This is a genomic window from Bacillus sp. ISL-41 (assembly GCF_018613235.1).
GTDB lineage: Bacteria > Bacillota > Bacilli > Bacillales > Cytobacillaceae > Mesobacillus.
In genome coordinates this window covers 19,535-37,257 of record NZ_JAGGQP010000028.1, presented here as the reverse complement: position 1 = coordinate 37,257, position 17,723 = coordinate 19,535, and the positions used below count along the sequence as shown (strand labels likewise).

Annotated in this window: 19 protein-coding genes and 1 riboswitch; of the genes, 6 read left to right on the top strand and 13 right to left on the bottom strand. The window is 44.8% G+C overall.

The genetic code is table 11. The features are described 5' to 3' along the window. Positions 1-169: 169 nt before the first annotated feature. Complete coding sequence (locus J7I80_RS13970; RefSeq protein ID WP_483297704.1) at positions 170-652, top strand: phosphatidylglycerophosphatase A family protein; 483 nt, start codon at positions 170-172, stop codon at positions 650-652. Between the two features lie 109 nt (positions 653-761). Here J7I80_RS13970 and J7I80_RS13965 read toward each other — a convergent pair whose 3' ends face one another. From J7I80_RS13965 to J7I80_RS13955, 3 genes are all read right to left on the bottom strand, one after another. Beyond that, positions 762-1,526 (bottom strand): TIGR01457 family HAD-type hydrolase, encoded by a 765-nt coding sequence (locus tag J7I80_RS13965; RefSeq protein WP_214738955.1) that lies wholly within the window; start codon positions 1,524-1,526, stop codon positions 762-764. A 160-nt stretch (positions 1,527-1,686) separates the two neighbouring features. Next, the gene (locus tag J7I80_RS13960) at positions 1,687-2,124 is read right to left on the bottom strand and encodes a DUF86 domain-containing protein (RefSeq protein WP_214738954.1); all 438 of its coding nucleotides are present in this window, start codon (positions 2,122-2,124) and stop codon (positions 1,687-1,689) included. A gap of 22 nt (positions 2,125-2,146) precedes the next feature. Beyond that, on the bottom strand, positions 2,147-3,382 hold the full coding sequence (locus J7I80_RS13955; RefSeq protein ID WP_251027767.1) for an EAL domain-containing protein: 1,236 nt from the start codon (positions 3,380-3,382) through the stop codon (positions 2,147-2,149). Between the two features lie 450 nt (positions 3,383-3,832). Here J7I80_RS13955 and glpX point away from each other — a divergent pair, with 450 nt between their 5' ends. The 3 genes from glpX (at position 3,833) to J7I80_RS13940 (ending at position 5,459) form a co-directional block, all read left to right on the top strand. Continuing rightward, positions 3,833-4,801 (top strand): class II fructose-bisphosphatase, encoded by a 969-nt coding sequence (gene glpX / locus J7I80_RS13950; RefSeq protein ID WP_214738952.1) that lies wholly within the window; start codon positions 3,833-3,835, stop codon positions 4,799-4,801. Positions 4,802-4,829: 28 nt separating this feature from the next. Further along, complete coding sequence (locus J7I80_RS13945; RefSeq protein WP_214738951.1) at positions 4,830-5,096, top strand: DUF3055 domain-containing protein; 267 nt, start codon at positions 4,830-4,832, stop codon at positions 5,094-5,096. A 75-nt stretch (positions 5,097-5,171) separates the two neighbouring features. Continuing rightward, the gene (locus tag J7I80_RS13940; RefSeq protein ID WP_214738950.1) at positions 5,172-5,459 is read left to right on the top strand and encodes a cytosolic protein; all 288 of its coding nucleotides are present in this window, start codon (positions 5,172-5,174) and stop codon (positions 5,457-5,459) included. A gap of 52 nt (positions 5,460-5,511) precedes the next feature. Here J7I80_RS13940 and J7I80_RS13935 read toward each other — a convergent pair whose 3' ends face one another. Beyond that, positions 5,512-5,802 (bottom strand): YutD family protein, encoded by a 291-nt coding sequence (locus J7I80_RS13935; protein WP_192470144.1) that lies wholly within the window; start codon positions 5,800-5,802, stop codon positions 5,512-5,514. Positions 5,803-5,935: 133 nt separating this feature from the next. Between J7I80_RS13935 and J7I80_RS13930 the strand changes: the two genes are divergently transcribed. Continuing rightward, positions 5,936-6,634 carry a YhcN/YlaJ family sporulation lipoprotein gene (locus tag J7I80_RS13930; RefSeq protein WP_214738949.1) on the top strand — a complete coding sequence of 233 codons (699 nt, stop codon included), beginning with the start codon at positions 5,936-5,938 and terminating at the stop codon, positions 6,632-6,634. A 65-nt stretch (positions 6,635-6,699) separates the two neighbouring features. Here J7I80_RS13930 and lipA read toward each other — a convergent pair whose 3' ends face one another. Then, complete coding sequence (lipA, locus tag J7I80_RS13925) at positions 6,700-7,614, bottom strand: lipoyl synthase (RefSeq protein WP_214738948.1); 915 nt, start codon at positions 7,612-7,614, stop codon at positions 6,700-6,702. A 304-nt stretch (positions 7,615-7,918) separates the two neighbouring features. Between lipA and J7I80_RS13920 the strand changes: the two genes are divergently transcribed. Further along, a complete protein-coding gene (locus J7I80_RS13920) occupies positions 7,919-8,869 on the top strand; it encodes a M23 family metallopeptidase (protein ID WP_251027770.1) in 951 nt (316 codons plus the stop codon). Between the two features lie 40 nt (positions 8,870-8,909). Here J7I80_RS13920 and J7I80_RS13915 read toward each other — a convergent pair whose 3' ends face one another. From J7I80_RS13915 to J7I80_RS13880, 8 genes are all read right to left on the bottom strand, one after another. Continuing rightward, positions 8,910-9,011, bottom strand: a complete 102-nt coding sequence (locus J7I80_RS13915; RefSeq protein WP_167833600.1) for a methionine/alanine import family NSS transporter small subunit — start codon at positions 9,009-9,011, stop codon at positions 8,910-8,912. Further along, positions 9,011-10,522 (bottom strand): sodium-dependent transporter, encoded by a 1,512-nt coding sequence (locus tag J7I80_RS13910; RefSeq protein ID WP_214738946.1) that lies wholly within the window; start codon positions 10,520-10,522, stop codon positions 9,011-9,013. Before J7I80_RS13910 ends, J7I80_RS13915 begins: the two co-directional genes overlap by 1 nt. A gap of 249 nt (positions 10,523-10,771) precedes the next feature. Continuing rightward, complete coding sequence (locus J7I80_RS13905) at positions 10,772-12,358, bottom strand: Na+/H+ antiporter NhaC family protein (protein WP_214738945.1); 1,587 nt, start codon at positions 12,356-12,358, stop codon at positions 10,772-10,774. Between the two features lie 144 nt (positions 12,359-12,502). Continuing rightward, a riboswitch (Lysine riboswitch) is annotated at positions 12,503-12,687 on the bottom strand. 66 nt (positions 12,688-12,753) lie between these two features. Beyond that, positions 12,754-13,512: a sporulation protein YunB gene (gene yunB / locus J7I80_RS13900; RefSeq protein WP_192470137.1), complete on the bottom strand. Its 759-nt coding sequence runs from the start codon at positions 13,510-13,512 to the stop codon at positions 12,754-12,756. 101 nt (positions 13,513-13,613) lie between these two features. Next, the gene (locus J7I80_RS13895) at positions 13,614-14,723 is read right to left on the bottom strand and encodes an HD-GYP domain-containing protein (protein WP_214738944.1); all 1,110 of its coding nucleotides are present in this window, start codon (positions 14,721-14,723) and stop codon (positions 13,614-13,616) included. Between the two features lie 255 nt (positions 14,724-14,978). Beyond that, on the bottom strand, positions 14,979-15,281 hold the full coding sequence (locus tag J7I80_RS13890; RefSeq protein ID WP_214738943.1) for a YunC family protein: 303 nt from the start codon (positions 15,279-15,281) through the stop codon (positions 14,979-14,981). A 146-nt stretch (positions 15,282-15,427) separates the two neighbouring features. Then, positions 15,428-16,798, bottom strand: a complete 1,371-nt coding sequence (locus J7I80_RS13885) for a bifunctional metallophosphatase/5'-nucleotidase (protein WP_214738942.1) — start codon at positions 16,796-16,798, stop codon at positions 15,428-15,430. A 66-nt stretch (positions 16,799-16,864) separates the two neighbouring features. Further along, entirely contained in the window at positions 16,865-17,713 is an 849-nt protein-coding gene (locus tag J7I80_RS13880; protein WP_214738941.1) for a DUF72 domain-containing protein, read from the bottom strand. Between the last annotated feature and the right edge of the window lie 10 nt (positions 17,714-17,723).

The window sequence follows — 17,723 nt, the reverse complement described above, 5'->3', positions numbered from 1 at the left end:
GGCCTGACAGTGAAGTCGCTCTTTGACTTCATTGGCAGGACTGAAACGACTCGAGGAGTTAGGAGCCGTAGCTAGACCAACGTCTCGAGGGGCTAGGCGCTGGAGCTGGACAATTCCAGTTAAAAATAGAAAGGTGATGCAGATGTTAGAGAAGAAACGCGCCATCCATATGACAGAGGAAACTGCCCGAAAGTGGCTCCATGAACGTGGGGTTGAAATAGAAGATATCGCCAATCTCGTCTATTTCCTGCAGGAAAAGTACCACCCGAATCTGCAGATGGATGACTGTATCGAAAACGTAGAACGAGTTTTATCCAAACGTGAGGTTCAGAATGCGATTTTGACAGGAATCCAGCTGGATATCCTCGCAGAGCAAAAGAAGCTTGGCGAACCGCTGCAATCAATAATTGAAACAGACGAAAGTTTGTACGGCGTGGATGAAATCCTCGCTTTTTCAATCGTGAATATATATGGATCGATTGGTTTCACGAATTATGGATTCATTGATAAAGCGAAACCAGGCATTCTGGAAAAGCTTAATGACAAGGAAGCATCCGGCAAATGCCATACTTTCCTCGATGATATCGTAGGGGCAGTTGCGGCAGCAGCTTCAAGCCGTCTAGCCCACAGAGCAGCAAATGTAGAGGATTAAGAGAAAACCGCAAGTGCCCTGGTCAAATCCGACAGGCGCTTGAGCGAAATTAAAACAAAGGGACCTGATGCCTTCGCGGCTCAAGTCCCTTTTGTTACTGTGGCTATTCTTATACTTCCCAATCGTCCAGCGAATCCACTGTGTAAGTTGGCATTTCATTATAACCTTTCAGCAATTCCCTTGTCGTTACCCCTGTGTGGACGAGGAGTGTGTCCATCCCTGCCCTCATGCCTGCGAGGATGTCGGTATCATAATAATCACCAACCATAAGGGTCTCCTCTTTTTTTGCCCCAAGTACTTTTAAAGCCTGTTCCATGATCACCGATTCCGGCTTTCCGATAAAAATCGGATCTGTTTGTGTGGAAACAGCGATAACTGAAGTCAGCGAACCATTCCCCGGAAGCAAGCCTCGTTCAGTCGGGATGGCAATATCCCCATTTGTCGAAATGAAGGTTGCACCATTCCTGACCGCAAGACAGCCGACAGCCAGCTTTTCATATGTAATTCCGCGATCGATGCCGGAAACAACAAAATCAGCGTCTTCTCCGGCAAATTTCAGGCCCTTTTCCTGGATTGCCGTCTGGATTCCCTCTTCGCCAATCACATATACGGTCGCGTCTTGTTTTTGCTCATATATATAGTTGGCCGTTGCCTGGCTTGTCGTGAAAACCTGCTCCTCAGTCGTTGGGATATCAAAGCCGCGGAGCTTTTCCGCCACCTGTGCCGGTGTGCGTGATGAATTATTCGTTACAAACAAATACGGAATTTCCGCTTCAATCAACCTTTTTATAAAATCAGAAGCCGCTTCGATGCGCTCTGAACCTCGATACATTGTTCCATCTAAGTCAATCAAATATCCTTTATATTTTTTCATGATTATCACTCCTAATTATATCGTTCCCATCTCGTTTAAAAACGAATACTCCCATTTTATTAAAGCTAGACAGCAAGTGCAAAGGACAAAGCTCACTGGCTGGAAATTTGTTGTTTAAAAGAAAAGAGACCGCGTAAAATAACGGTCTCTTCTGTCATATTTACTTTTTAAAAGCGGAAACCGGCCCTAGTTCATTCGTCAGGTACTCTCTCACTTTTTCTGTAAAAAGCTTCAGATGAGGGAGCTCGGACTTGAAAGTTTCAATCAGGCTGGCATGGTCCACAGCTGTGTACTGCTGGACCAGCATCTTCCGGAACAGGACGATTTTTTTCAATCCCACGCTCATTTCCGGAGTAACCACCTTTTCATCATCGAGAATATCAATGATGTCTTCATAGCTTCCCGGGTCGCGCATGATGAAGCCGTCGATCATCGCGTTTCCCACATCGAGGACAGCTTCAATCATCGTATGTGCTGCACGCTCAAGGGCTGATTTTTCCATTGGCGTTTCCCATGGCCCGTTGCTTTCGAAAAAGTCAATTTGCCTGTTTAAATACTGCAATGTTTCTTCGATTTGATCCCTGTCGACAAAGTACATTCAATATCACCTCATAAAGATGCTAGACGGTTTTCAGTAATCCAGGACGGGCGTAAAAATATCCCTGCGCCAGTTCAACCTTGTTCCGTGACAGGACCGATGCTTCATGTTCATTTTCGATTCCTTCCGCAATGACCGTGGATCCTGCTTCCCTGGCAACAAGCAGCAGCCCTTTCAGCATTGACTCCTTCACAGAGTTCTTATCAATATTCTCGATGACGGAACGATCAATCTTGATGACGTCCGGCATGATTTCACTGATGGTATTCAAGCTGGCATATCCTGCTCCAGTATCATCAACCGCAATTTTGATTCCCATTCCTCTTAACACTTTTATATTATAGATAAAATTCTCGATTCCCTCAATCGAGTCCCTCTCGGTGATTTCCAAAGTAATCTGATTTGGCTGGATGCTTTCAAAAGATTGCATCAGATTTTTCAGATCCCGGATGAATCTGGAATTCCCGAGGGTAATCGGGGTGAAATTAATAAAAATATCATCACGGCAGCCAGTCGACGTAATTTGCTCAAGCGTTTTCTTCAGCACAATCATTTCCAGGTCATAGAGCATATTTGTCTGCCGGGCAACGGAAAAAAGCTGCAACGGACTCTCAAGCTCGGTGCCCTCAGGCCCTCTGGTCAGCATCTCCCAGGCACGGATTTCCTTTGTAGCGACGTCTATGATCGGCTGCGCTAAAAGCTTGATATTTTGCTGCGCGATAATTCTTTTCATTTCAAAGACCATTTCATTGAATTCAGTTTGGATTCTTTTTTCAGCCATGGCAAAAGCTTGCTGGTGTGCCTTTAAGACAGCACCGTGCACGGAACCGACCGATTTATCGATAAAAATAAACCCCGTATCAAAAACAGGCTGGACAGTAGGATACTCAAGGAAAATCCTGCTTTCCGCTTCCCTGAGGATTTTCTTCATTTTCGCATCGATTTCAGAAATACAGTACCTGTTATGGTCAATCCGCATGAACAGGCTCAGGCTGTCGCTAAAGTAATCATGCAGGACAATCATGTCCTCTTTATCGATTTCCTTTTCGATCACCGCTTTGAAATGCCGTTTCAGAGACTTATGAAACTTCCAGTTCTCCTCACCAAGCTGCGAAGCAAGGTCATGATGATTCTTGATCGTGTACGCGATAACCGCAACTTCAAAACCATTATTAAAAGCCTTCTTCACCCCTGATACGACAGGATCCCTCAAAATGAACTGCGGAGGGTAATAACAAATTGATGAATGAGGCAACATTATTTTCCCCCAACCAAGCAGGTTGTCTAATATGCTAGTAACACGGCGGGCCATAGGTTTCAATCCTCTCAGAAGATCGCTAGAACTTTTTCTTAATTGTACCATATTTAGCTAAAATAGACCTTTTTTCCTAGAGAGTTATTTCGAAATATTTTTACTTCTTTGTTACTGTGAGAATGTGGATAAAGTTTGGTGGTGGAGTGAAATGAATTTTGGATGGATTTGGGCAATTGTGTTAGCGACTAACGGAATGCGAGTATGGTTTTGACAGTAAACCTGTCTTAAGTTGAGCTTTCTTTTGACAGCTTTTCCTTATAACCAGCCTTAGCTGCCAGAACTTGAACTTGCCATGCAAAAAGACAAAAAATCCTCTGAAAAATTCAGAAATGATTGTTTTTCTGGTAAGATTGTTGTTGAGTGAGAATGCTGTCGAAAATGGAGGAGAAACATTTGGAACGCGAATTGGCACTTGAAATTGTAAGGGTTACGGAGGCTGCTGCGCTTGCGTCTGCCCAATGGATGGGCCGCGGAAAGAAAAATGAAGCGGATGATGCAGCCACAACGGCAATGCGCAGAATGTTCGATTCAGTCAATATGGATGGGATTGTTGTCATTGGTGAAGGAGAATTGGATGAGGCTCCAATGCTTTATATAGGAGAAAGGCTCGGCACAAAGATGGGCCCAAAAGTCGACATTGCGGTGGACCCGCTGGAAGGGACGAATATCGTCGCCAAGGGACACAATAATGCTATGGCCGTTATAGCGGTCGCGGATAAAGGCACCCTTCTTCATGCACCAGACATGTACATGCAAAAAATCGCGGTCGGCAAAAGTGCAGCTGGCAAAATCAGCCTTGATGATCCAATAGAGAAGACGATCGAAATCGTTGCAGAAGCCAACAATAAACGAATCCAGGATTTAACTGTCATCATTCAGGAACGTGACCGCCATGATGAGCTTATTGAGCGTGTCAGGCAGAAAGGCGCCAGAGTGAAGCTGTTCGGCGATGGCGATGTAGGTGCGTCGATTGCGACTGCCCTGCCGCATACTGGTGTCGACCTTTTCGTAGGAACAGGCGGTGCGCCTGAGGGAGTCATTTCTGCTGCTGCCATCAAAGCTCTTGGCGGCGATATGCAGGCAAGGCTCGTACCGCAGACGATAGAGGAAGAAGAGCGCTGCATTGCTATGGGATTGAAGGATCCAAGACAATTGCTGATGCTCGATGACCTTGTTTCAGGAGACGATGCGATTTTTGCCGCGACAGGTGTTTCTAGCGGTGAGCTGCTCGACGGAGTTCGCTTCCTTGGCGGAGATCTTGTTGAAACCCACTCCATTGTCATGCGTTCAAAAACCAAGACAGTCCGTTATATCACAGCACACCATCATTTGGAGCACAAGCCACACTTAGTGATGGTTTAGCAGGAATTACATACTTAGGAGGATCACGATGACTGAACAATTTTTTTTATATGATGATACTGAAGAAACAAAAACGCGTTATGTAAGCTTTGTCGGAGAGAACCAGCGCTTCGATCTTGCCATTATGCAGACTGGGCGATATTATGGCAAAAGCATCGTGATGGATATCCAGGGAAGCCGATTTGCCATCCTCGGCCAGGATGATCTCGATGAAGAAGGTTATCTCGAATTTGCCTATAATCTTTCTGAAGAAGATGCAGAGGAACTCCGCTCTTTCCTGCGGCCAATCCTTTAAATTTGGAACGAACTGTTTGTTTGATTTGTCTTTAGGTAGAAATACTAAAGACATCAAGCAAAAGAAGGTGAGTTCATGAGCAAGGAAGACAGTGAAAAGTATTCAGATTTTTCGAATGTAGAAAAGCAGCGCAACTATGTAACGGCTGAAGACTATCCAGAGGGTCCTTATGGATCTCCTTTCCGGAAAGATGAACCTGTAGAAGGCAAAAGCACGCCGTGGCGTGAAGGGCAGCGGTCCTACAGTAACTTCAACTATGAGTTCAAGTCTCTCCATCAGGGAACACCAAGGAAAGAAGCGGGCGCCCATCCAACCCATGATGACCCTAATGAGAGTGAACAGCCGCCGTACAGCGATCTATAAGAAACAAGAAATGCTCCAATCATGTTGATTGGAGCATTTCTTCATTCTTTCTTTATTTATCCTGGGCTTGTTTCGCGACCTTCTTAACGACGAAATAAGCACAGCCAAAATTGCAATACTCATATAAGTACTCGCTGACGGTACTGATTTTTGTATCGAAAGTTGACTTCTGGTTTTGATCATCAAAAAAGCCTCTTAACCGGAGCTGTCCGTATCCCCAGTCCCCAACAATATAGTCGTATTTCGTCAATATCTCGCTGTATCTGCCGCGAAAGGCTTCCTCATTAAAGCCGTCCCTGCTTTCATCCACTATTTCATAGCAAAGATTATTGATGCAAATCATCGGTAGGTCCACCTCTTTTTCCGTAACAATCTGTCTTTATCATTAGCTTTTCTTAATTATAACTTATTCCCCATCAATTACTAAGCAAAAAAATTAATTTCGAAGCCATTCTAATGATTAGGGGGTGTTTTAATTGAAAAAAGCATTAATGGCTCTTGGTATTTGCGGAACAGTGGCTATGACCGGTTGTACAGGTGGTGACGATAACGCCTCACCAGCCGGCCGTGATGGCGGAGCTGGAATTTACCAGCAGAGCGGTAACACACTGAATGTAAACGATCAGCGACCAGACTTATACAATGAGGATGGACGAAAAGGAATGAAAGACAAAAGCGAGGACTTCGGGTATGTACGCCATCAAAAAACAGGAGTGATGGGTGCCGATAATGGGCAAAATGCATACCAGGCGATCGACCGTGAACAAATTGCGGACATGATCAGCAAATTCAGCTTGATGGCCCAAAATGTGGATGATGTGTCTACACTCGTGACAGATGAAGAAGTTCTGATTGTCTACGCAACAGATTCTCAAAATCGCAACGAGACAGCCGACCAGGTGAAGCGTATGGCAATGTCAGTCGTACCGCGCTGGTTCCATGTGTACGTATCAGATGACACTAGCCTGCGCAAAGAGGTCGAGAACTTTGCTTCACTTGACACAGATAGCCGTGATGTCGATGAGTTAGTTGATGGAGTGGTTAAACAAATGCTTAAATCCCCTCAAGGCCGCGACATGAGCACTGGTGAAAATGCGAATGGCGAAGCCAAGGGTGAATTGAACGAAGAGACGGACAAAGACGACCTTTCAAGACAGATGCAACAAGGAAAATAATGAAAAGAGTTCAGCATGGATGCTGAACTCTTTTTTACGATTGATTAATACATTACCGGTTTAAATTACGCCTGTTGGGCTTCCTGCTCTGCAAGCTGTTGTCTGTGCTTTGCCGCAGAGTTGACCTGTTCGTCGGCATGGTAAGATGAACGGACAAGAGGGCCTGCTTCACAATGGCTGAAGCCTTTTTTGAGCGCGATTTCCCTAAGCTCGGCAAACTCATCAGGATGATAGTATTTTTGGACCTCAAGATGCTTCTTGGATGGCTGCAGATATTGACCAAGCGTAAGGATGTCCACATTGTTAGCACGCAGGTCATCCATTGCTTCAATCAATTCTTCCTTCGTCTCGCCTAAGCCAACCATGATGCTGGATTTCGTAGGGATATCCGGCTGCATTTCTTTTGCACGGCGTAAAAACTCCAGTGAACGCTCATAAGTTGCGCGTGCACGGATTCTTGGCGTCAGGCTTCTAACAGTTTCGATGTTATGGTTCAGGATATCTGGACGTGCATCCATAAGGGTTTTCAGGTTTTCCTCAACTCCGCCCATATCTGAAGGCAATACTTCAATTGAGGTAAACGGATTTTTCTTACGGATCGCTCTTACCGTCTCGGCAAAAACAGCTGCTCCCCCATCCTTCAGGTCATCACGGGCAACAGCAGTTACGACGACGTGCTTCAGATTCATAAGTGTCACCGAATCCGCTACTCTTTCTGGCTCCTGCCAGTCAAGCTCAGTTGGAAGTCCTGTTTTTACAGCACAAAAACGGCATGCACGCGTACATACATCACCTAGGATCATAAAGGTAGCAGTACGTCTTACAGCCCAGCACTCGTGGATGTTCGGGCATCTGGCTTCTTCACATACAGTATGTAGATTTTTCTCACGCATCATCTTTTTTAAGCCAGTATAATTTTCGTTCGTGTTTAGCTTTATCTTCAGCCATTCAGGCTTTCTCTGTACCTCTTTTTTGCTCATTATTTTCACTCCATTCCTGCTGCATTACATCAAGAACACCATGTAAAAATCAAGGCCGGTATACAGCTTCTCTGATGTCACTTTAACACAATGAAAAACTCTCGACAAGTGCGATAACCTTGCGTTCCTTGCGATTACCATTATTTGATATTTATGAAAAATCCCCATCATCGCAAACTAACAGAAGAAAAGCGGAGGCAGTGTTTTTTGCTGAAGCTGTAATTTATAGGAGCTACATCCTGAAGGGAGGATTACGGTGAAAATCCTTAAAGCAGTCATCGTTCTTTTTTTACTTTCCCCGGTCCTGTTAAATGAAGGTGCAAATGCAGCCGAGCAGGGTCAAGAAGATGTTTACAAAAAAAGAATGGAACTTTATACAAAAGTTGAAGCGGTCAGCCAGATTCCCTGGTACTATATTGCTGCGGTAGACCAATATGAGAGGAATGTCCGCCAGGCAAGAAAAGATTTACCCAAAGCGGAAGGAGTTGCCGGGGTCTATTTCAAACCCGAAGAGTGGGCAGGACTCCTGAACCCAAATCTTGAAGATGAAAATCCAGTTTCCATACAGTTTTTCAATGGAATTGGTTTCGATGGGAATGGTGATGGCAAAGCAAGTTTAAAGGATGACGAGGACGTACTCCAGGCTTTTGCCCAATACTTGCTTTCATATGGTACAGACCATGAAAACTTAAAAATTGGGCTGTGGAACTACTATAAGCGTGATAAAACGGTTGGGATCATCGTTGGCAAAGCCATGATTTACAAGAACTTTGGGCGTTTAGACCTTGATACTCATGTCTTTCCTATGCCACTAAGGAGCAACCACAGTTACAACAATACCTGGGGCGACGCCCGCGGCTGGGGTGGCAGAAGGATCCATGAAGGAACAGATATTTTTGCCGGCTATGGAGTACCTGTACGTGCGACAGGCTATGGCATCGTGGAAATGAAAGGCTGGAACAAATATGGCGGATGGCGTGTCGGAATCCGTGATATCAATAATACTTACCATTATTTTGCCCACCTGAGCGGCTTCGCGAAGGATCTAAAAGTTGGGCAGATCGTCGAACCAGGCACAGTCATTGGCGGTGTCGGAAGCTCGGGCTACGGCCCTCCCGGAACAAGCGGAAAATTCCCACCCCACCTGCATTACGGCATGTACAAGGACAATGGGTATACTGAATGGTCCTTTGACCCATACCCGCATCTAAAATCATGGGCAAGGCAGGAAAGGGCGAGGCTCAAGAAAAAATAAGCATTCAAAAAGGCCAACCATTCCGGTTGGCCTTTCCTTTTTATGAACGGGCTTTCTTGACAGCATATAAAACACTTGCTGCAAGTCCTCCCCAGATAATGACCATACCAGTGACCATCATTGCTACTGCGCTAGCATCCATTATTTAGAAACCCCCTTGTCTTGTGGAATTTCATAAAGTGCTGCATCCCACTTCTTTGCCTTTGCGAAAATGAACCCGACCAAAATCGCACCGATTGCTACAAGCCATCCGAAGTAGACATTGAACATGACCGGATAACCGCCATAGCTCGTTTTGATATCTGACATGATGTTCATGACCATCATGATACCCAGAACGACTGGAGTGATGTATTTCAAAGAGATGACCCACCAGCTGCCAAGGCGAATATCTGAGATGGCATCTGCATGATTTTGCAGGTTAGTCAGTTCCTTCGCTACCCATACAATGAAGACTACTTCTACAAGACCCGCAAGAGCAACACCATAGTTATTGATGAATGCATCTGCTGTATCAAGGAAATTCAAGCCGCCCTGTGTTGCGAACAGGATGGAGATCAAAGCAGACAAACCGCCGCCGATTGCCACTGCCTTTGTACGGGAAACATTGAATTTGTCCTGAACACCAGCAACATAAGTCTCTACGATTGAAATCAATGAAGAAAGTCCTGCCAGAGTCAAGCTGACGAAGAATAGTACTCCGAACGCTGCACTGAACGCCGGTAATTCATTGATGATCTGCGGGAATACCGCGAACGCCAGGATTACCCCTTTGCTTACCACTTCATCGATTGGAGCTCCCTGCTGCATGGCCATGAAGCCCAATGCTGCGAACACCCCGATACCAGCCAGCAACTCAAAAGAAGAGTTAGCAAAAGCTGTAATGAATGCGTTGTTTGTAATATCAGATTTCTTAGGAAGATAGCTTGAGTAAGTGATCATGATGGCAAAAGCAATGGATAAACTGAAGAAAATCTGTCCATATGCCGCAACCCATACTTTACCATTAAAGATCTGGCTCCAGTCTGGCTTGAAGAATGCGTTGACGCCATCAATTGCTCCATCCAGGGTTAAAGCGCGAACAACAATCACAAAGAATAAAACAACAAGTGCAGGAATAAAAATCTTGTTCGCAACCTCAATACCTTTCTTTACTCCCTTGAACAAAATACCAAGAGTGATGACCCATACAATGACCAATGGAAGGAATACACCAGGTACGATACTTCCAACCTGGCCAGCGTCAACTACTTTTAGATAGTCACCGACAAGGAAAGTCAGCGGATCGTCTCCCCATTGCTTGCTTAGCGAGAAATAAGCGTAAGACATTGCCCATGCAATAATGACTGCATAGTAAGTCGAGATGACAAAAGAAACGGCAAGCTGCCACCAGCCAATCCACTCGGCACCTTTACGCATCCTGAAGTAGCTTAATGGTGCTGAACCACGGTATTTATGGCCAATTGTGAATTCCAAAATCAAAATTGGAATACCTGCTGTCAAGAGTGCGAATAGGTATGGGAAGAAAAATGCTCCCCCTCCATTCTCATAAGCTACTCCCGGAAAGCGCCAAATATTTCCCAACCCAACTGCCGATCCTACCGCGGCAAGAATAAATCCCGCCCTTGTTCCCCACTGTGGACGATTTTCCATTTTGAATCCCCCTCGCCTTCTAATCACCTGGAAAATATTGATGAATTAGAAAGTTTTATATTTTCAGATTATTTAGTCTAGGAATAGTATAGCTAGTTTTTAATTGCTTGTCAAAATATTATTTTGGTCATAATAAAAATATTCCTAAAAAATTTTTCCCAACTATACCAATAACCCTATTAATTAGGATTCTATTCCCACTTTCTTGAAAATATGAAAAAGCTGTCTGAATTTCAGACAGCCTTTTCATTATTCTGCAAGATTTTCTTTTAGCACTTCTTCCTGGGTTGTCTTGCTTCCGAAAATGAAAGCAAAAGCAATAAGCAAAATTGCCACAGCTGCAAGTGCACCCACCGTGCTTCCAGTGAAACCAATGATCAGGAATCCAACAGATGAAATCGCCGCAGAAATCAAAGCGTATGGAAGCTGAGTCATGACATGGTCTAAGTGATGTGAGCCAGCCCCGGTTGATGACAGGATCGTGGTATCGGAAATTGGTGAACAGTGGTCACCAAAAACTGCGCCCGCCAATACAGCTGCCAATGCTGGCAGCATCATAGTGATATCAGCTGCAGCTGCAATATCCCCTGCAATTGGCAGCAGGATGCCGAACGATCCCCATGAAGTTCCTGTTGAGAAAGCCATGATTCCAGCTACTAGGAATAGCAGGAACGGCAGGAACGAGATATTGATATTCGAGCTTTCAACAATACCAGCAAGATACTTGCCGGTTTCAAGTCTGCCAATCAAATCAACAATGACCCATGCGAAGAACAAGATATAAATAGCCGGAAGCATGGATTTAATGCCTTCAACCATTCCTTTTCCAAATACACTGGCATTGACGCCTTTTAAAACAACTGCCTGTCTAACAAAGAGAATCAACGCTACAGCTAGGCCAAGCAATCCACCAGTTACAAGTGACTTAGTAACATCTGTGTTTTCAAAAATGCCGAAAATGGTTACTTCACCTTCAACGGCGCTTGCGCCAGTCCAAAGCATCATGCCAACTGTTCCAGCGACAAGGGCAACAATCGGCCATACAAGGTCTCCAACTGTCCCTTTTGTGCTTGTAGGCAGGTCATCCTTCAGTTCACCAGGTACAGGCTTGTCCTGAGGAACGACAATTCCTTCCATGATTGCACGTTCTTCATGCTTTTTCATAGGCCCAATTTCGATGTTTCGAAGAGCTACGATAAAGACCATTGATAATGCTGCAAGTGCGTAGAAGTTCATTGGCACAATTTGCATGAATCCTGAGAACGCACTATATTCATTAACACCGTGTGCAGCAAGGATTGTACCGATCAAAGCAATAATGTATGCACCCCAGCTGGAAATCGGTGAGATGACACACATAGGTGCTGAGGTTGAATCAATAATATATGCGAGTTTGGCCCGCGAAACCTTCTGTCGGTCAGTGATTGGACGTGTGATTTGGCCAACTGCCAGAGCATTGAAATAATCATCAATGAAAATAATAACTCCCAAAAATGCACCGACAAGCTGTGCTCCGACTCTTGTTTTCACACGCTTCATCGCCCATTCGCCAAACGCACGGCTACCGCCAGAAATGGAAATGAACGCTGTAATTGTACCTAATAATAATAAGAAAAGGATGATGTACAAGCTATATGTGTTCAATTCCCCGTCAGCGACAACGATTCCTTTAGCCGCGTCCCACATAATAGCAAATGTGTCTGCGATATTAAATTCAGCCAGCAAAAAAGCAGCTGCGACGATGCCTGTCCCTAATGACAACAGCACTCGCCTTGTGATCACTACCATCAAGATTGCCACTAATGGCGGCAGCAATGAAAAAATTGTGTTTTCCATTCTTTCTTTCTCCTCCTTGTTTTTGACAGGGGGAAACTTTTTACATGAAAAGAGTTTAGTTACTTCCTTTTAAAAAAATACAAAAAAGGGCAACGATAGAGAACATTCTATCGCTGCCCTTAGTAAGCAACTAGTGTCTCCATCACGATCTGTAGCTCCCCATTATGGATATTCCTCCATAATGACAGTGATACTCTTGTTCAAAGTATCCCCAGCAATAAAAAGTGTGACTCACCTTATTATTGCTTCGGCAAAATTCCCTTTGAGCTGTGATCAACGTTGTCATCCTCACACAGCTTACTATTGAATCCTGCGCCTCTACCCCATCGGAATGATGTGGTTTATTATTCAATTGGTTTTATAATATAACAATATCGTTAACTTGACAACTGTTTTTATTCTCCAGGAAGCTGGATGGCTGGTGATGTATCTCCGCCGCCATTGTAGAACTGTGGAACTTTTCCTGGATAGTAGAAGCTGCCAATTGGAATATTTTCCTGCACAGTCGCAATTTCAGTCGCGAAAGGAATGATGATCTGTACATTTACTTTTACCCTGACCGAAACATTAATCAATGTATTGTTGATTCCATGTTCTTCTGTCTCCCACACAACATCAGCTGTCACATCACCGATGGCGCTGAATTTTACCGGCACCCTTGGCCCCATGTTACCAAGAAGCGCGTTGTTTGTTGCCTGGCCCAATGGTACATAATAAATGATTCCCGCTTCCCTATCCTCCTCATCGGTGACCAGTTCGACATCCGAAAGCATCTCAAGAGAGGTCAGGTTCCCTCTTTCTGCTTCCTTCAGGTTCATTTGCACGATGTTAGTCGTTTCCGCTTTTACCCTGTTGATAATCTCAGTATTGAACTTCACTACAGTGGTCGTGCCGCCATCCACCGGAACGAACTCGATTACTTTATCAATGTCCATCCCATTGGCAATTTTTTTATTGATGGCCTTGTTAATGACCAGGGTGGCAATCTTTCTTGTCTGGGATTCAGCGTAGTTCATCAATGTGGGCTCGAGCCCTTTATCTATAATCCACAATCCTCCTGCTGTTGAAAAGGAAAAAAAGACGAATGTCAGCAGGAATACATACCTGAAAGGCAAGGGCCCTTTCCGAGGCAGCCGCCGGCCGAATTTTGCCAAAACAAATCCCCCCTCTAAAGCTATATGTATGCTTCAAAGGGGGGAACTAGCCTAAAAACTTGTTCTAATACTGCTTGGACTATTCAACCAGCAATACAAAATCATAGATTATTAGCGTACTCATATTTAATGATCGTATCGCAGCTGACAATCATCAGGGATAGATGTGATTGCAAATCAAGATGATACGGTGCAACTTTTTGGCCGTTTTCCTCCAGTACACGGACAACAGGCCGCTCACTTAAGCCGGGATTCTGTTCGGCCACAACTCCCTTGCGTCCATCACTCAGGATGACTGTCAAACCGACCGGATAGATCGCCACAGCCCTCCGGAAGGCGTCGACCACTTTCGGATCAAACAGGCTGCCTGAGCCTGAATAAAGTATTTCAAGTCCTTCATGCGGCAGCATGGCAGGTCTGTAAACACGATTAGATGTAACCGCATCAAACACATCAGCCACACCAAGAATTTTACCAAATAAGTGGATTTCATCCTCCTTCAATCCACGGGGATATCCTGCACCATTCAACCGTTCATGATGCTGATATGCACAATGGGCGACTATCAGCGGGACAGTCGGGATATTCCTTAGCAGCTGAAAGCCATCCTCGGCATGAGCCTTAATGACCTGGAACTCTTCCGCAGTCAGCTTGCCTGGTTTCGCTAAAATGTCCTCAGGCACCTTCATTTTCCCAACATCATGCAAAATTGCTCCCAGTCCAAGCTGTTCCAGTTCCTTTGGGGACAGCTTCATTTCTATTCCAATCGCAAGTGCGTAGAGTGTTACATTCAGAGAATGTGAAAAGATATAGTGGTCATGAATGAATACATCAGAAAGAAGATTTAATAGCTCCTTGCTGCTGTTCAGTTCATCAAGCAAAGCAACAACCAGCCTCTTGAATTTCCTCGCCGATTTTTCGAGTACGAAGGTTTGCGATATCTTTGAATCCAGCTGAATCTGCTTGAACGTTTCACCAATCGTCATGATCGCATTGATCCGCAGGTCATCTGATATCGAATTTTCCACGATAATATCTTCGGTATCAGGATCCATGATATATATATAATCAATTCCAAATTCTTCAAGCCGATTCAGAATCTTTCGCTCGAGCCGCGCACCCACATTGAGCAGGATTTGGCCCTTGTCATTATAGATGGCTTTTCCGAGTAAAGCCCCTTCCTCTACCGATGTGGTGGCTACGAGTCTCATGTCTATTCCCACTTTATCTGTTAGTTGGTGTTGGCTGATTCCGCCGATAACTTTCGAAAAAAAGAAAATTTTACATAAAACGACAATATTTTCTTATATTCTATCACAATAATTATTCGTGTGGTGATACCTTTTGTTTTTCGAGTTGGGAAAAAAGCAGTTCAGTTAATATATCGGATAGCTGTATTCATTCTTAACAATCGCCACAATATATTCACATAATCACGCAAAAAGACAGCCCGCTCAGGCTGTCTTTTAATTCATGAGCAATAATGCTTCTTTGCCGACCATACCTTTTGTTGCACCAAGATTCTCCGCTTCATACGTAACGGACTCCAGCGGGGCTTCAAGCAATTCTTCAATCGTTTTTACTCCAACCGCCCTGCCGGCAATAACCTTCCTGCCCTTTAGTTTTTCATTGAGAAGTGCGACATCCAGAGCGCCGCACATAATATATCCTTTATCTCCTGTAACGACAAGCAGGTTTGTCTTTGGCAGTTTTACAGAAATACATAAAAACGTCCTGCCTTCTATTTCTATAGGTGACATGTCGATCATGACCACAACTCCTTCCTTCAATCCCAATAACACTCTATGAAGGAGAGGGGAAAAGCGTGATATTTTGATCACATAATGGTGAAAATTGTTTGAGAATTTCAGCTCATTAAATTGGACAGAAGTCCATTAAAGCTCGCCGGATTAATCTAATAAGACGCCAGCTTCCACTCAAGCAAATTGCGAAGGAATTCCGGAAGCCAGTATCGTTTTTCCTCAGCACGCTGGATTTCAGGGAAGAAGCGGCCGAATGTGAACATATCAGGAATGGCCAGTGTATAGTGTTCCTTAGGGTTTATCAGCTTTCCATTGATGAGAACCTGCTGTACATTCCCTTTTTGCTGAAACTCGATACCATCGTACTCCATGATCCCCATGACGGTGCCGCGGAATCCAAGACCCTTTATCTGCAGATGGGGCCATTTTTCATCTCTGGTCTGAAGGAGTACTTCTTTTAACTCTGCTCCTGACATCCTGATTGTACAAGGATTGATTGGATGTGGACAGATTTCCAGCAAGTCGAATTTCGTGACTTCTCCCCGGTCCAAGCCTTTTAGGATCATGCCGGCATTCATGAAGGCGCAATCGGCATTGCACCATTCTCGTAATGCCTGGGTGAGCAGCTTTGTAAGCTCAGAATGCTGGAGAGGATCTGCCTTTAATTCTTGCGGCAGAGATGCAACACTGTCTGCCATCAGCCTTTTGCCTTCGAGAAAATACCTTTCTGCCATTTCCTTTTCTCCTTGAGCCTGATCTGCCTCATTCATATCATAAAGAACAGCTCTCCTGTGTAAAATCCGCTTAGTTTTTACATCCAGCTTCAGGGTTACATGTCCGGTATAGTACCCAAACTTCCCTGCTCCCGCCAGCAAGGTGGAGCCAACCTCCTTGCCCTCGTGTAAAATATGGTGTGTATGGCCGCCAAGAATGACATCAATCTCCGGGAACCTCGCGGCAATCAGTTCATCATCATGTATCCCTAGATGTGACAGGAGAATAATAAGGTCGGTTTCATCTCTCAGGTGGTCGATGCATTTTTCTAGTTCATCAATCGGGTCATTCAGCTTCCAGCCCAACTGTGCATAAAACCGTGCAAAATTTACTGTGACGCCAATAACACCGATTCTCGTCCCGCTGCTTGTTATGTATACATGATAGGGCTTCGCCCACTCAGGTCTGTTTCCATCCTGTTTATAAAGGTTCGCTGCCAGCAGTTCGAAATCTTTTTCAAGATACATTGAATCAAGATCCTCGAAAGGAAGAGTGATGCCTTCGTTATTCCCTATCGTCGCTGCATCGTAGCCAGCTTCGTTCAGAAGTCGGCAATTCGCCTTTCCCCTTGTCGCATCAGATAAAGGGTGCCAGCGGTCCATATGATCGCCAATATCGAACACAAGAACCTCATCACCGGCCTCTTCATGCCAGCGCCTTCGCTCTGTCACAAGCTTATGGATGCTTGGCCAGTGCTCCAAATGGCTATGCAAATCATTCGTATGGTAAATATGAATAACTTCTTCCATCTAACCATCCATCCTCTTTTTAAAATGAAGTGCCCCCCTGCATGGTGCCAGGAGGGTGCAAAATGTCTAAAACAAATCAAGCTGCCTCGGGTTTAACCCTTCATATTCGATATCCAATAGCTCGACCATCTGTTTAGCATTATCCGCAGCATCCCCGCCGGAATTGTTGTTGAACAATGCGAAAACCTGGGAAGTACTTTCGTTTAGTTTTTTCAGGTTATCTGACCATTCCTGTAATTCTGCCTGATTATAGCGATATAAATAGCGGACTTCGCGCCAGTCCTGGCCTTTCCCTTTCTTGTTCCAGCCATGGACATTGCGGCCGTGAAAACGGACTAGTACCTTATCCTTTGAAGTGGATTCGAGAACTGTAGGAATGGAGCCCTCACCTGCTTGCGGTTCATCGCAAATGCTGTGGATCCATTTTTCCTTTCTCATAAAATCCAGTGTCTTCTCGCGCATTTCATCTCTGAACCATGACTGGTTGCGGAACTCGAGCGCACAGTCTATATCCCCCATCTGATCGCGGCACCAACGTAAATAATCGACATTCTCCTTACGCAAGTCAAACCACGGCGGAAACTGAAAAAGCGTCATCGCATGCTTATTTGCCTCAAGATAAGGCTTGAGCGACTCTTTGTAGGCATTGAACATTTCATTTTTATCCGTAAAAGGAATTTCGCCGCGCTGATGCCCGGTCATTCCCTGGTACGCTTTCACGATGAACTGAAAATTGTCCGGTGTATCCTCTACCCATTTCGCGGCATTCCTCACAGGCTGCACAGCGTAAAAAGAGGCATCGACCTCAACTGCAGGAAAGTGGCTGGAGTACTCCTTCAGTTTATCACGCGGTGAAACCTTGCCTTCATATAAACTGTCATGGTCTCCCCAGCCCGTTAAGCCAACAATAATCATCTGTGCACCT